Source organism: Vibrio sp. EA2 (genome assembly GCF_033042495.1).
Lineage (GTDB): Bacteria > Pseudomonadota > Gammaproteobacteria > Enterobacterales > Vibrionaceae > Vibrio.
Window position 1 is genome coordinate 135,120 of the sequence record NZ_JAWLID010000012.1, and the last position, 14,617, is coordinate 149,736.

Annotated in this window: 15 protein-coding genes; 11 read left to right on the forward strand and 4 right to left on the reverse strand. The window is 43.1% G+C overall.

Annotation, left to right across the window (positions count from 1 at the left end):
• The first annotated feature begins 547 nt into the window (after window positions 1–547).
• The 4 genes from RXX31_RS20060 (at window position 548) to RXX31_RS20075 (ending at window position 3,224) form a co-directional block, all read left to right on the forward strand.
• Window positions 548–1,132, forward strand: coding sequence for an NAD(P)H-dependent oxidoreductase (locus RXX31_RS20060; RefSeq protein ID WP_264905741.1), 585 nt, complete (start codon window positions 548–550; stop codon window positions 1,130–1,132).
• A gap of 10 nt (window positions 1,133–1,142) precedes the next feature.
• The gene (locus tag RXX31_RS20065) at window positions 1,143–1,709 is read left to right on the forward strand and encodes a carboxymuconolactone decarboxylase family protein (protein WP_264905739.1); all 567 of its coding nucleotides are present in this window, start codon (window positions 1,143–1,145) and stop codon (window positions 1,707–1,709) included.
• Window positions 1,710–1,787: 78 nt separating this feature from the next.
• The gene (locus RXX31_RS20070; RefSeq protein WP_317591476.1) at window positions 1,788–2,444 is read left to right on the forward strand and encodes a DsbA family oxidoreductase; all 657 of its coding nucleotides are present in this window, start codon (window positions 1,788–1,790) and stop codon (window positions 2,442–2,444) included.
• 240 nt (window positions 2,445–2,684) lie between these two features.
• A complete protein-coding gene (locus RXX31_RS20075; protein ID WP_317591477.1) occupies window positions 2,685–3,224 on the forward strand; it encodes a redoxin domain-containing protein in 540 nt (179 codons plus the stop codon).
• Window positions 3,225–3,303: 79 nt separating this feature from the next.
• Here RXX31_RS20075 and RXX31_RS20080 read toward each other — a convergent pair whose 3' ends face one another.
• Window positions 3,304–3,669 carry a winged helix-turn-helix transcriptional regulator gene (locus tag RXX31_RS20080; RefSeq protein WP_014234397.1) on the reverse strand — a complete coding sequence of 122 codons (366 nt, stop codon included), beginning with the start codon at window positions 3,667–3,669 and terminating at the stop codon, window positions 3,304–3,306.
• A 571-nt stretch (window positions 3,670–4,240) separates the two neighbouring features.
• Between RXX31_RS20080 and RXX31_RS20090 the strand changes: the two genes are divergently transcribed.
• The 6 genes from RXX31_RS20090 to RXX31_RS20115 all read left to right on the forward strand — a co-directional run bounded on the left by RXX31_RS20090 (window position 4,241) and on the right by RXX31_RS20115 (window position 10,825).
• Window positions 4,241–4,555 carry a hypothetical protein gene (locus tag RXX31_RS20090; RefSeq protein ID WP_317591478.1) on the forward strand — a complete coding sequence of 105 codons (315 nt, stop codon included), beginning with the start codon at window positions 4,241–4,243 and terminating at the stop codon, window positions 4,553–4,555.
• A gap of 291 nt (window positions 4,556–4,846) precedes the next feature.
• Window positions 4,847–7,141, forward strand: coding sequence for a dynamin family protein (locus tag RXX31_RS20095; protein ID WP_317591479.1), 2,295 nt, complete (start codon window positions 4,847–4,849; stop codon window positions 7,139–7,141).
• Between the two features lie 63 nt (window positions 7,142–7,204).
• Complete coding sequence (locus RXX31_RS20100; RefSeq protein WP_264911129.1) at window positions 7,205–7,705, forward strand: hypothetical protein; 501 nt, start codon at window positions 7,205–7,207, stop codon at window positions 7,703–7,705.
• 1,170 nt (window positions 7,706–8,875) lie between these two features.
• Window positions 8,876–9,397 (forward strand): TetR/AcrR family transcriptional regulator, encoded by a 522-nt coding sequence (locus RXX31_RS20105; protein WP_317591480.1) that lies wholly within the window; start codon window positions 8,876–8,878, stop codon window positions 9,395–9,397.
• Complete coding sequence (locus RXX31_RS20110; RefSeq protein ID WP_317591481.1) at window positions 9,394–10,446, forward strand: alcohol dehydrogenase family protein; 1,053 nt, start codon at window positions 9,394–9,396, stop codon at window positions 10,444–10,446. The genes RXX31_RS20105 and RXX31_RS20110 overlap by 4 nt, the downstream gene beginning before the upstream one ends.
• Window positions 10,447–10,645: 199 nt before the next feature.
• Window positions 10,646–10,825 (forward strand): hypothetical protein, encoded by a 180-nt coding sequence (locus tag RXX31_RS20115; RefSeq protein ID WP_317591482.1) that lies wholly within the window; start codon window positions 10,646–10,648, stop codon window positions 10,823–10,825.
• Here RXX31_RS20115 and RXX31_RS20120 read toward each other — a convergent pair.
• Both RXX31_RS20120 and RXX31_RS20125 read right to left on the reverse strand, forming a co-directional pair.
• On the reverse strand, window positions 10,820–11,206 hold the full coding sequence (locus tag RXX31_RS20120) for a GlcG/HbpS family heme-binding protein (protein ID WP_264911106.1): 387 nt from the start codon (window positions 11,204–11,206) through the stop codon (window positions 10,820–10,822). The two genes, RXX31_RS20115 and RXX31_RS20120, sit on opposite strands and share 6 nt — an antisense overlap.
• 9 nt (window positions 11,207–11,215) lie before the next feature.
• Window positions 11,216–12,184 (reverse strand): aldo/keto reductase family oxidoreductase, encoded by a 969-nt coding sequence (locus RXX31_RS20125; RefSeq protein WP_317591483.1) that lies wholly within the window; start codon window positions 12,182–12,184, stop codon window positions 11,216–11,218.
• Window positions 12,185–12,288: 104 nt separating this feature from the next.
• Here RXX31_RS20125 and RXX31_RS20130 point away from each other — a divergent pair, with 104 nt between their 5' ends.
• Entirely contained in the window at window positions 12,289–13,194 is a 906-nt protein-coding gene (locus RXX31_RS20130) for a LysR family transcriptional regulator (protein ID WP_317591484.1), read from the forward strand.
• Window positions 13,195–13,908: 714 nt separating this feature from the next.
• Here the strand turns inward: RXX31_RS20130 and RXX31_RS20135 are convergent.
• Window positions 13,909–14,442, reverse strand: coding sequence for a YbjQ family protein (locus RXX31_RS20135; RefSeq protein ID WP_317591485.1), 534 nt, complete (start codon window positions 14,440–14,442; stop codon window positions 13,909–13,911).
• Between the last annotated feature and the right edge of the window lie 175 nt (window positions 14,443–14,617).

Genomic DNA, 14,617 nt, shown 5'->3' on the forward strand with positions numbered 1-14,617 from the left:
TTGCGATCAGTACTGGCGCATATTTTGTTTTGATGACGGAGCATCGCCCATGCAGTTCTGAGGGTTTGGTCCGCTAGTGCTATTCAGGCCTTTTTAAGGCCTAGTCTTTTCAACACTTTGAGCAACCACACATCTTTTTTCGTAACTGGCACCTCTGACAGCCGACTGATGTAAGCCATAGCGCAAAGGTATAATAGTAAGCGTAAATCTTTTGCACCACCATATTTGTCTATTCCCATCATGACAACTTTCCTACCAGTGCTGTTTAGGAGTGAGGCCTATGAATGCGGAAGCTTGCCTTCCATATAATTTTAATTGGCATACTTTGGTAACCTTAATTAATCAATCTACCAGCCCATTTATCCGATGCAAACTAAAAATATAATCCCTATAAAACAACCACTTAAATATTATTTAATTAGCATTTCCGGTGGTTACCAAAAGTTAACTAATTGAACTAGAAATGTAGGTAACCATAATAAACCGCAAGAGAACGAAATCATTCGTCGCTCTGTAAAACAGTCTAATCATTGAAGGGTTAATTATCATGAGTAACGTTCTAATCATTAACGCGCACGAGCCATCTCCATTTTCTGAAGGCAAGCTGAATGCGGCTTTGGTCGAGAAAGCTCGCGCCCAGTTAGAGTCAAAGGGTCACGAAGTTCGAGTGGTGGCGATGCAAGATAACATCGTAGTTGATGAACAATTGGCACATTTTGAGTGGGCGGACCGAGTCATTCTTCAGTCGCCTGTTAACTGGATGACGATCCCATGGTCTTTCAAGAAATACATGGATGATGTATTTACCGCTGGTATGGGCGGTGCCCTGTGTGCATTTGATGGCAGAACACCAGAGGAACCCAAGAAAAATTACGGTACTGGCGGCACCCGCACTCAAACTAAATACATGCTCTCGTTTACATTCAACGCACCTGCAGAGTCCTTTAATGACGATAGTGAGTACCTATTCCAAGGTCGTAGTGTTGATGACTTGATGTTCCACATGCATGCTAACTTCCGTTTCTTTGGTATGTCTGCATTGCCTACTTTTGCTTGCTATGACGTCATGAAAAACGCGGACATTGAGAGCGACTTTGCTCGCTTTGAAGCCCACCTAGACGCCAACTTCTAAGGAGATTGTTATGAGCACTGAATTTACTTACTACAATGCAGAAACGGCCCCGGAAGAGTCTAAAGCTCTGGTAGAACAGTCTTTAAAAGGCTTCGGTATGCTGCCAAACCTGCACGCCGTTCTCGCTGAAGCACCGGCTACCTACGAAGCATACAACACCGTCTTCGACCTATTTATGAAAAACACGACGTTTAGCCCACTAGAGCAGCAAGTCGTCTTTATGACAGCGAACTTTGAAAATAACTGCCACTACTGCGTTCCAGGCCATACCTGGATGATGAAAGCGGGCAAAATGCCAGATGAAGTGATTGAAGCGTTGCGTGAAGGCACTGCTATTCCTGATGCAAAGCTGCAAGCACTGCACGACTTTACCAAAGCGCTGCTTGATAACCGTGGTCATATCGGTGATGAAAAGCTGCAAGCATTTCTGGGCGCTGGCTTTACCAAACGCCAAGCTCTGGAAGTTCTGACTGGGTTGTCTGCAAAGCTTATTTCAAACTTCACCAACGCATTGGCACACACTGAACCAGATGCGCCGTTCCAAAAGTTTGCGTGGACGCACCCTAGCGAGCGTTAACCTGAACAAGTAGTAATCAAAAGCCAGTCAAAGCACTGTTTGACCACGTGGTTACAGTGCTTTGCGTAAGGAGCCATTATGAACAACACAGTTAAAATCGACATCATTAGTGATGTCGTCTGCCCATGGTGCATCATTGGCTACAACCATTTAAAAGCTGCGATTTACGAGCTTGGAATTGAGGATCGCATCGAGATCGAGTGGCAGCCGTTTGAATTGAATCCTGATATGCCTGCTGGAGGAGAAAATCTTCGTGAACACGTTGCACGCAAATATGGCAGCACAGCAGAAGAAAGTAAGAATGCGCGTATTCGTATCGCTGGCATCGGCGCTGAACATGGCTTCGAGTTTAACTACTTTGATGACATGAAGATGTTGAACACGTTTGACGCACACATTCTACTTGATTACGCCAAAAGCTTTGGCAAGCAAAGTGAACTAAAGATACGTCTGTTTGCGGCTTTTTTCAGTGAACAGAAAGACATCTCTGACCGTGAGGTTCTAAAGCAAGAACTTATCTCTGTGGGTCTTGATGCTGAAGAAGGCATGCGTTGGTTAGATGATGAGCAACGACGCTGTGCGATACGTACCACTGAAAAGCAATGGCAGACAATGGGCGTCTCGAGCGTACCAACGGTGATTTTTAACCGTGAATCTAGCATTTCTGGTGCGCATCCCGTTGAAGATTATAAACAGATCTTGTCTGAGCTGATAGCTAAAGCAGATGCAGAATAGTTCATTTCACTTTTTTCTTAGAATGCATTCTTTCTCGTACTACTGTTCCCGAAAAATTGAATGGGCAGTGTGATTGCAAGCCCGACAGCAAATTCAAAGCAGCGGAACGGTCGTTACCAGTTGTAACTTATCAGGTGCTGAGTTTCTTAACTAGGTTACTAAAAGTATACTAATTGCAACTCGCCTCATCCTGTCTTACTTTTTAACGACTCAGTCGTGAGATCAATCCAAGGAGCTGAGATGGCAAACTCACAAAAACTCAAAGCGGGTGACACTTTCCCTACATTAGAGGTAACAACACTGGATGGGACCAAAGTCAGGCTAGGCCAACCTCAAGGCGATGCAACATGGCAAGCGGTGTTTGTCTATCGTGGTCAGCATTGCCCACTTTGCACCAAATATCTCAATGAAATCGAGACTTATAAACGGGCCTTTAGTGATGCAGGCGTGGATATTCTGGCTGTCTCTGGGGATTCGAAACAACAGTTAGAGCAACACCTGGAAAAGCTCGATATCAGTTTTCCAATCGCCTATGGTCTTACTGAGCAACAAATGAAGACGCTGGGGCTTTATATTTCTCTTCCACGCTCTGAAGCCGAAACCGACCATAACTTTGCGGAGCCAGGACTATTTGTCGTCAATGAACACGGTAATTTGCACGTGGTTGACCTATCAAACAACCCATTTGTAAGACCAGAGTTAGAGGCACTTATACGTGGTCTAGCATGGATTCGTAATCCAGAGAACCACTACCCTATCCGTGGGACACTAGACTACTGAGTCCCCAGACCAAAATATGATCAAGGCAACCACGTATGGTTGCCCTATCACACAGTTCGAGAAGAGATTGTTGCTCAAACTATTTAAGCTGAACATTGTTGCTTTCAGACCATTTTCTCAATTCTTCAAGAATTGTTAGAGCACTTTTGCCAAACTCAGTCAGTTCGTAACTTACTGCTAGTGGCTTATCATTAAGCACGCGGCGTATCACCATATTTTCACTTTCTAGCTCTTTTAAGCGCTGGTCTACCATCTTCTTACTTGCACCGCCCAACATTCTTGAAAGATCATTAAATCTCACAGGCCCATCTTTCAAATGGTAGATAATTGAGCCTTTCCATTTTGACCCCAAGATCCGCATACCTTTTTCTATCGCACAAGGCTCCGTACAGGCATCAACAACGCTTTTACGCCCTTTAACGTCAACTTCAACTTTTGCTTTCATACAGCCTCGCCAATCCAGAAACTAGATAGCTGCGGTTTCGCTCAATGATACGAAACCACAGTGCTTTGGTTTAAGTATTACACCATAGTAACACTGCACATTAATTGAATTAAGTTCGCCGTAAAGATCGATCTTGCATGGTCATTACGCTAACTGAATGACATTCTTGTTCTAAAGCCGTCACCACTTTATCTACCAAAGACGCATTTAGTTTTCTTTCTGAGAATGACGATGGCCCATGAGGCATTGATGATAAGAAAGTTACTCATTGTCAGTTGCTCCGCAAATAGATCGGCGCACAGGTGAACGCTACGCCACTGGTGCCTCACGGTATATATTAGTTACCTATAGGTTGAATGCAATTAGTATACTTTTAGTAACCTAGTTCAAGCATGGGCTAGCGTAACTAAAAAATTATGCCTACATAAATAGGCTTTATTGTTAGTTTTTTTGTGACCAATTCGGCTTACTTTTCGGCTCTTCTCCGCTTTGTTGAGTCTAAGTCAGATATTCACCGTCTCTACCATACTGATTAGTAACTTCTTTTTGATCACTATGGACGATTTGTACTTTGACTCAATTCCTTTCCCAACTTCTCAGTATTCAAGGACAGAAAATTCACTCCGTAAAAGTGGATGAATCGACACAGATTATCGATGTGTATTGCCGAAGAGATCGTCGATTTAAAGTGGTTGATCCTGAGTCGCAAGAGGCTTGTACCGTTAATACTTATGTTTCCCGAACCGTTTATGACTTACCGATAAGTGGAAAATGTTGTCGCATCCACATACAGCTTGCTCAAGTGAGAACAACACAGGGAGAGCGACGTATTGAGTCATGTGAATTTGTAGAAAAAGGTGTTCGTTATTCCAAGCGATTTTGCTAGCAGATTAGTGGCTTGTGTCGACGTATGCCAATTTTGGTATCCCATAGTGCGGAAATTCATCGTTTGATCAAGTACCTTTCGCGATAAGAGTTGGGAAATTTCTAGCTGGTGGAAAGGAAAGTAACGATGCTTGTTTTTAGCACGTGGCCTTTTAAAATCCATTAATATTGATTTCTTACTCACACGGTGAGTAAAATCCCCCCATTAAGGATTGTATCAGCATGATATTGGTGCTATCTTTGATCTTAAGTTGATTATCTCAGTCACTCCGCGTCTAAGAAAGGTGGTTTTATGTCTAACCCAATATCTTTTAGTCAATTTTTTTCTGATGCTAGAAAGAAAGGGAATTTGAGTCAGGAAGCAGCCGCAGAGCGCTGTAGAAAGGTTACCAGCCAAAAGATGGCCTCAAGAATTGAGTCTAATCCTTTGGAATTCCCTATAGAAGTTGTGCTTGATTACGTTGCTGGTGTCGGAGCAAATCAGGCTGATTTCATGAAGTTATTAACTACTCCAAAAACTCTAATCAATAGGAACAATATTATGTTGGATACTGAACTGCAGAAAGAGACTGATGCATTCATTAAATCATTGAACTCAGCTATGTCTCAGTTAGATTCGCTACCAGAGCATATCCGCCCTACGTCGTTGGTGGAAAAAATGGAAACTGCCAAAAACGAGTTATCTTCTCAATCGACTCTACCTACGCTGGGTATCTTCGGTCCAAGCGACTCAGGTAAGTCTCATCTGATCAACATGCTATTAGGTAGCACTATCGCACCTGAAGGCTTTTCTCCGGTCACTGCTGCAAATACCATTTACATGCATTCAAAAAAAAAACCGGAAGCTCTAAGCGCTAATGAAGATGTAATTGTATTCAAGTATATGGATGGTGAAGACACCTTCACTCTAAACATGCTTCATGGAGATTTTGAGCGCTTTGCATTGGCTAAAGGCTCTTATGAGATCTTGGAAGAATACGGCGCTCGTGACGAGGAAGACAACATTGTATACCCAGATGCGTATCTGGCTGTTGTATTCGTCGACACACCAATTCTTGAGAAGGTGAACCTACTTGATACTCCGGGACAACTAATCGACCCAGACTACTCACGAAAGCAAGGTGCCGTACTTGATAGCGTCGATGTACGTAAAGCTTATGAAGCAATGGGGCTTGCGGATGCAATTCTGTTTACCTCATCTATCATGAAGTTCCTAAGAGACAACGAACCAGAATTTTTCTCAAACATCCTACGTGCACCAGGTAATGTGCCACTGGACCCAGAGAGCCCACTGAAGCACATCACTATTTTGGCCACTCATGCATTCGGTGTTAAGAGCATCGAAGAATTTAAGACCAAGACCGCACCTCGTGCTTCTATAGCTTTCCATAAGTCTATGGGCTTCCTGTTGTACGAAGATTGGAACAATCAATGTGAAGGCATTCGTAAGATCACCAAGGAAGATTGGGCCGACCGTATGCTGCCGTTCTGGGACGACAACGAAGAGTTTATGACTGCATTCACTAAGCAGTTCGAGCAAATTCTGCAGGACGTTCAAGATACCCTTATTCAGCGTCGTCTCAATCGTCTCAAGGTAATGAAAAAGCAAATTGCTGCACATATAGATATTGAGTTACTAGGCCTTGATGACAAACGTCGTAGCAACGATGAGCGCATGGAAGAGGTAAAAGCTCAAGATGCTCGATTTCGCCAAGATGTTGTTAGCGTCCTAGAGAGCTTCAAAAAGCAAAGAGCTGCTATCACCAACTTCGAGAAGGAAACTGCAACTCAGCTCGATGATGTTTGTAACTCACTGCTGAATGAAGATTACATGACTCAGTTCATTACTGACCGTTTCGAAGACAAAGATACTGCTAAAAAAGGCATCTCTGACGCTTTAGGCCAGCACATTGAAACCAAATGTAAGAACATCATCAACAATGCCAGTAAGCGTTTTGCTGCGGAAGTTGAGATCTTGGTGAATGAGTTCTCTAGTAAGGTGCCGGGGAATAACGTTGATGTTGAGAGTGGTGATCTATCTGGGTTCGAAAAATCTAAGCTGAACGTTAGTGCTTTCGATGGCCACTCTGCATTTATCGGTGGTCTTTCTAGTGCAACTGCCTTCGGTGCTATGGGAGCGTATGTTGCAACAATTTCATCAAACCTGGGGGCTTACATCCTTGTAGGTAAAGCTGCAGGCGTTTTGACTTCTCTTGGAGTCACTGGTTCGGTAACTACACTTCCGTGGTTAGTGAGTGCAACCGGTGGTCCTATTGTATGGGGTCTGATGCTTGCTGGCCTTATTGGTTATGCTGCGTTCCGTCTTCTTTCTGACTGGCGCAAGTCTCTTGCTAAATCGGTGATTAAGGCCATCAAGAAAAGTGACACTCTTGATAGTATTGAGTCATGGAACAAGGGCTACTGGAACGACACCCGTAAAGCCTTCGATCTAGCTGTTGAAGCTCTACGTGAAGCCGCTGACGAGCATATTAAACAGATGTTCAAAGATGCTGAAACGCAGTTCTCAGATGATGACCTGAACGAAGCATCAGACGCACTATCTACCGCTAAAGCGATCTTCGAGTAATCGTATAACCGCAAACGGCAGGTATCGGCATTCCGATGCCTGTCTTTTATTGGGGGATGCTAAATGGGATTTTTTCGAGACTTATTCGACGATATTACTGGTGAAACTGAACGTCGGAGCAAGCGTGTAGCGCTGTGGGAGAGAGAAACTCAGCAGCACGTATTAGATACCCGCAGAAAGGTTATCCATAAGGCATACAATCTGTGGGTTAAGCGCAATGACTCAGCTTACTCAAAACTGCAGACACAGCAAAACAAACTTGAGAATGCCGCGTATCTACTTAATGCCATCAAACAGGATATTTTGGTTAATCAAGCCGTCGCTCCGGCTGAGAAAATGAAACGGATAAGACGCACAAAGGACATGAAACCCAAGCAGATTGACGGTTTATTGAAGTCTGCAAGGACGCGCTACCCTTACCCTAAATCTGTTACTTACAGCGTCAAGAGTGATGAGTTTATCCAACATGTTGATACCTTTATGAGAAAGCAACTTTCTGGTAGGAAGAAGCTATTCGCCGAATGGGAAAGCTTCCATCTTGGAGTGACTGACATTTATCTGTAATCAGAGGTGAGCTAAGGCTCACCTTTTGACTCATAAAAAACACTGAGTACTAGAGTTTGTCTAACAAGAGTTTGTCTAACAGACTGAAACGAAGATGTCGGATAGGTGGCACTCGTTGCCGAGTGCCGCCCTCCTGAGAACCGTACGTGCAACTTTCACTGCATACGGCTCAAGCCTCCACAAAGGCACCGTTAAGTACCCAGTAATTAAATCGTCATAGAAGTAGAGCGAGACCAGCAATTTGATCACCGCAATAACACTTCGCTTTAATTACCTTTGCGATACGCACTTGAAGCTTTGAATACTTCTCCAATGGTCACTCAATAGATGAGGAACCACAGTTCGTAGTTAGAAGACGCACTAATTTCATTCGAAATCATCATTTGCTTTTCTTCTTTAATAAAGTTCTTCAAACTCTTTCACAACGGGAGACCAGTTAGAAGTCAGCTCGTTTTCACGCCAGATATCAATCTGTATCCACTTCATTACAAAGCGGCATTCGCTTTCTCTAACCTCCTTTACCTGCATACCTATCGGCAACCCTCACAGGCTGCTTTCCCATAGGGAGATATACAGGCTTACCCTGTTCCGTATGTCGCGTAAAATGTCAACTTAGATGCCCACTATGGTACGGAGAGTACAATGACCACGAAAGAGTAATGTCCAACCTCTTTCCGACTCTCATTGCCTTTTTGGCTACAGCGTATTAACCACTTCCGCTGCTTCATCATATAACGTGCCTTAAATGGATTCACATTACATTCATCATATTGACTCCCTAGCACTCACCCAATTGTGGTTGTCAGGAGGAACACCCTCTCACGATTTGGTTCCCACTCGAGCTAATGACCGAGTTTCGTTACATTGTCGGATTCGCTGCTTTATTCAGAACCCTAGGGTCATCTGGTGGTACAGATGGTTCACGCTTTTCGTGGTGAACAACGCTTCATACGACTTCAGGTCGCACGGACATTTCTGAGTTACAGAGCTTACTAAATTAGAAAAGTACGGATAACAAAAAGTATCTCGTTAAACCCCATCCATAAATTACATTTCAGTATTGATACTTTCCTCAACATTCCCACTCCTGGAAACTCTTTCTTGACACGGGTAGAACGATCCTTCTACCATAGTGGGTAAAGCAAACATTCTACCTTGATAGGTTTCATTATGTTAAAAGACCAGATCGCTGCAAGTTTAGAGCAAGCGTTTAGCAAATATGGGTTTGCAGAGCCGAGTGTAACTCAACTAAAAGTTGCCTGTGGTGTGAGCCTAAGAACCTTGTACAAACACTACCCATCTAAGGAAGAGATGATTGTCGGAGCTTTGCAACATCGCCACCAACGTTACCTAAAATTTTTGTCAGAGCACTCTCCAGAAGCAGGGTTAGGCTCTATACAACATATATTCACCATGCTTGGGAAATGGATGGCTGAGAACGCGCCAAATGGTTGTATGTCTCTGAATGCTCTTGCAGCATTCCCTGAGAATGAACTTATCTCTAATACGGTCACAAATCACAAACAGGAAGTTAAGATCTTCTTAGGCGTACAAAGCTTACGAGAAGACTTAGCTATTCCCTTGTATCTACTTCATGAAGGAGTATCGAGCGCGTGGCCGATTATAGGAAATGACGCGATTCAATCAGCACAACACACAATCTTGGCATTACTATCAGAGAACAAAGTATGACTAAAATACCGAAAACAATGAGAGCTATATTACTTAATGGTCACGGTGGTTCTAATATGCTGGAATATCGTGATGATATTCCAGTCCCAACACCGAAAGACTTTGAAGTATTAATTCGTGTATCAGCGGCAGGAGTCAATAACACGGATATCAATACTCGTATTGGCTGGTACTCAAAAGGCGACCAAAACAATGAAGATGCTAGTTGGAGTGGTAACGCACTGAGCTTTCCTAGAATCCAAGGAGCAGATGTTTGTGGTCAAATTGTTGCAGTTGGCCGATCCGTTGATTTAGGTCGCATCGGAGAACGTGTTCTAGTTGAACCATGTATTGTCGATGTAAACGGTGAGAATAAGAATCCTCCGTGGTATTTTGGCTCTGAATGTGATGGTGGTTTTTCTGAGTATGCTGTCGTTTCTTCAAAGCACGCCTATAAAATAAATTCAGAGTTAAATGATATAGAACTCGCATCATTTCCGTGTTCTTATTCTACCGCGGAAAACATGTTGACTCGTTCGAAAGTCAAAGAAGGCGATCATGTCTTGATTTCAGGCGCATCTGGAGGAGTAGGCTCAGCAGCAATTCAGCTGGCTAAAGCTCGTGGCGCGATAGTAATTGCGATCACCAGCTCGAATAAGCGCGAATTAGTTAGAGAGCTTGGGGCTGATATAGTGGTTAATAGAGACGATGACCTCGCTGACACATTAGGAAAAAATAGTGTAGACGTGGTTATCGACCTAGTCGCTGGCATCCAATGGCATCAATTTTTAGAGGTCTTGCGCCCCAAAGGTCGCTATGCTGTATCTGGCGCAATAGGCGGGCCTTTGGTAGAGCTAGATGTAAGGACACTGTACCTTAAGGATTTAAGCTTCTATGGTTGTACGGTACTTGAGCCGAGTGTTTTTACTAACCTAGTCCATCACATAGAACAAGGTAATATCAAACCATTAATAGCTAAGACCTTCCCGCTAGAGGAAATGGTTCAAGCACAGATGGAATTCACAGAAAAACAGCATGTTGGAAAAATTGTACTCACTGTGCAAACTTAAAGTTTTGGTTGTTTGCCCTTCGTAATTTGATTGTGAAGGGTTATTACTGACAACACTTTTCAAAATAATGAACGAGCTTCTTAACATTATATTTTCTAATGAAAAATTGGTTCACGGCGTTTAAATAGACTTCTCGCAAACTCACTTTGGGGCATAGGCTTGTTACAGCGGCCGAGGACGCAATTACTAAGTATTTCTTATGCGCTGGAAAGCAACCGAGAAGGATATCTTCCTAGTTGCCTGCACGGAATGGGGTATTTTTGAGTTAGAAGTATTTTGGTTAAGTAATAACGAGGTGTTCAAGGTAAAGTGTGTAACTGGCGATCCGTTCCCACCAATACTTAGCTTAGCGAAGAGCATTGGTGGGATTCATTTATAGTATTTTCAACACTTCCATCGCTAGCAGTTCATCGTCTTGTTCGGCTAGGCCACTTATGCCAATAGCTCCAATGACCTTACCCTCAAACTCTATTGGAACACCACCCATAAAACCGGTGATCTTAGGATCCGTCCAGTAACTTAATTGCTTACCTGTTTCGCGAGCCCAAGCACCTAGATTGCCACTTGGTTGACGGTCTCTAGACGAAGTATAAGCTTTATTCTGAGCCAATAATCCAGCTTGTACACTCACATCATCCATTCGCGCGAAACCTAATAATTCACCATGCGTATCTACGACGGCGACAGCAATGTTTTGCTTGCGCTGAGTTGCTATTTCAAGCGCGGTCTGAATCAGTGCCTGAACTTGTATGTATTTCATTCTTCTCTCCTACGGGATCTCATGACCAAGACTTTTCTCTAATAGTCCATACCAGTGGTTGCGCGATAATGTGACATTCTCCACTTGTGCACACGCTCGAATGCGCGGTGCATTTGCTGTACCAATAACTGGTTGAATTTGACTTGGGTGACGCGTAAGAAATGCTAAGACAATCGCCTCAGATGACACACCATATTCCGCAGCCAGTGACATGACCATCTCAGCCGTTTGTCTCGTGTTGTGATCATCAGAGTGCAAACCACGCTCAGAAAAGCGGCCTTGCGCCATGCTACCCCATGCTTGCAGTTGGATATCGTGTTTTCGCGCTTGCTCTAACGTACCCGATACATAATCTGACGCCGTCGAAGAAAGACCAATGCCCTGTTTAATGAAATCAGATTTGGCGAGACTCATTTCCAATTGATTAGCAACGATGGATTCCCCCGTCGCTTGTTGAAGCAGCTCAATTTGCGCACCATTCATGTTCGACACACCAAAGTGGTTTACTTTGCCCGATTCCTTAAGTGCTCTAAGTGCTGTGCCAAGTTCTTCAAACTCAACCAAAGGATCAGGGCGATGCAGCATTAATACATCAAGCTGCTCAACGCCAAGTCTTTCAAGAATGCCATTGACAGAAGTCCTTACCCATTGAGCAGAAAAATCATATTGCTTAACACCTTGCTCATCACCAAGACGAATACCGCACTTGGATTGCAGATAGATTCGATCGCGCAGCGTTGGCTCTTTCGCCAATATGCGCCCAAAGACTTGCTCTGCCTTACCAAATTTATAAATATCCGCATGGTCAAATAAATTGATACCAACCTCTAATGCGGCTTCCACAGCGGCATGAGACTGTTGTTCATCTTGCATCGTTAATGGATTGCGACTCCATTCTCCCCCTAACCCCATGCAACCAAAAACTAATCGACTAACGTTAGGTAAGGTTTTTGTGAGTGGTAGTGTTTGATTGTTCATTATTTTTCTCACGGCAGATTTCAATGCAAGACATATTACCGTTCGTAATAAATAGTTTAATACCGTAAAATAGAATTCATTATCTTAAATAACGAACAATCAAAATGTCGGATTACAAAAGAATAGAGAAGTTAATGCTGTTTGCCGAAGTGGCTCAAACACTGAATTTTTCAAGGTCGGCTGAGCAGCTTGGTATTTCCAAAAGTTACCTCTCTGAGCAAATCAAACGATTGGAATCTGAACTTGCAACCACATTAATGGTTCGTACCACTCGCAGCGTTAGGCTAACGCCAGAAGGTGAATCGATCTTTGCTCAAGCAGAAGACCTAAAACGTCGCGTAATGGAAATGGAAAAGCGCCTAAGTCGACAGTCGGAGCAGGTTGACGGTTTGATTCGCGTGACCGCCCCTAAGATGTTTGCCGAAGCGGTGTTGCACGATTTATGTGTAAAGTTTCGAGCTTTGCATCCAAACGTGAACTTCGAAATCCTATCAAGTTACCAAGCTTTTAACCTGACAGAAACAAGCGTTGATTTTGCGTTTCGAGCCACAAGAATGCCCCCTGAGAACATGATTGCTTATCATCTATTGGACTACCATCACTGGCTTGTCGCCTCACCGCAATATTTGGCTGAGAACGGTACACCTAAAACTCTAGACGATTTGAAACAACATCAATGCTTGACCACTTTACACCAAAGAGAATGGCCTTTAAAAACGGGGACAGTTCAAGCGAAAGGTTGGCTCTCAAGCAATGAAAACGGATTATTAAAAGAGTCTGCTTTAGCTGGCAAGGGCATAACGAGATTAGCAAGTTATTTTGTTCAGCAAGACGTTGAACAAGGCCACTTGAAACAAGTACTGGCCTCAGAGACTGACCACCAACACAATGCGGTGTACCTGGTCTACCCGCAACTTATCTATCAGTCCGCCAAAACCAAAGCGTTTATTAAGTTCGTTAAACAATACTTCGGTTACTACAATGTAGAGAACGAAGGAAAAAACCGTTGATATTTCTATTGTTTTGCTTCGTGGATGTAAAGGCGGGAAAATTTTTAGGTTTAGCCGAACATCGTTTGAGGCAGCTGTTATAAACCGACATCCAAAAAACGTTTCAAGACGAAATATTGCAAATATGAAAAAAGCCTTCAAATAATGCAGGCTTTTTAATGTGATGTTTGTAACAACTTGCATAAAAAAGGCAAGCAATCAAAGACTTGAAAGTCATTTTGCAACAGTCCTTTGCATAAAATTGCAACATAAAGCTGCATAATCTACGGCAAAAAAACCTCTGGTGTTGTAATAGTGGATTCCATATACATTTCGGGGCAGAGCTTGTCACAGTTACTTCGGACGCAACAACTAAAGAGTTGCTTTGAGTTGGAAACAACTGGTAAGGGTATCTTACTTGTTGCCAGCAGGAAATGGAGCATATAACTTGTTTGAACTACCACTTTAAAAAGCTTCGGCGCTATCTTAAAAAGTATATCGAAGCCTGATGTTAGTTCCACAAGCTTGAATTGCTCCTCTTGAGCACATTTTGCTCTGACAGGCTATTCGGTGAAGAGCCGAAACAAAAACAAGCACAAAATAGTGATTTAAATCACAATTAAGAGTTATTTTCTGCAGTTCCCCTCAATGTTACCCTAGGGGGCAACGCTAAGATAAAAACAAATACAAAACAATAACTTACAGCAAAATGAAAAATCCCTCTTGAACAGTTTGTTATGCGCGTTTTTCAACGATCACAGCAGTTCCAACAGCTGTAACCATAAACATTGATTTTCCACCGCCAGAAACTTCATCTACATCGATAGATACACCTACGATAGCATTACATTTTTTACTTGCTGCCTGCTTTCTCAACCCAAGAAGTGCATCCGATTTAATTTGGTCGAGTTTATTGTTATATGTCCCAGATTGACCACCAACAATATCTCGAACTCCGGCGAGGATATCTCGCAAAAAGTTCGTACCAGCAACCACAGTTGATGTAATGACACCGTGGTTTTCAACAATATCTAGATCACTCGATATAGCATTGGTGGATGAGGTTTTTACAAATTCGTAGTTATTCTTACTCTTCAATTGAGATTCCCAAGTTGCTATCGCCTCCTCTGCACTCGAAGCCTCACAACTATCGCTCAATATCTTGAAACCTTGCTCCATAAACGAGCCAATCTCATCGGATGCTGTTTGTGACATTACATCCACTGGTACAACAACACCGGATTTTCCAAAAACAATGTACTTATTCATCTCTCTAAACTCATTTTTACACCCCAAGCGCATAACGCCGAATTAAGGGGTGAGTAACGCAACACCGACGCCACCGCAAACCACCTTAATCACTAAAGTTAACGCATAGTAAAAATGCCACGCGTTACGAATCCCTCTTAAATTGTTTGTTAGTACGCTGCCCGTAAAGCCTTTG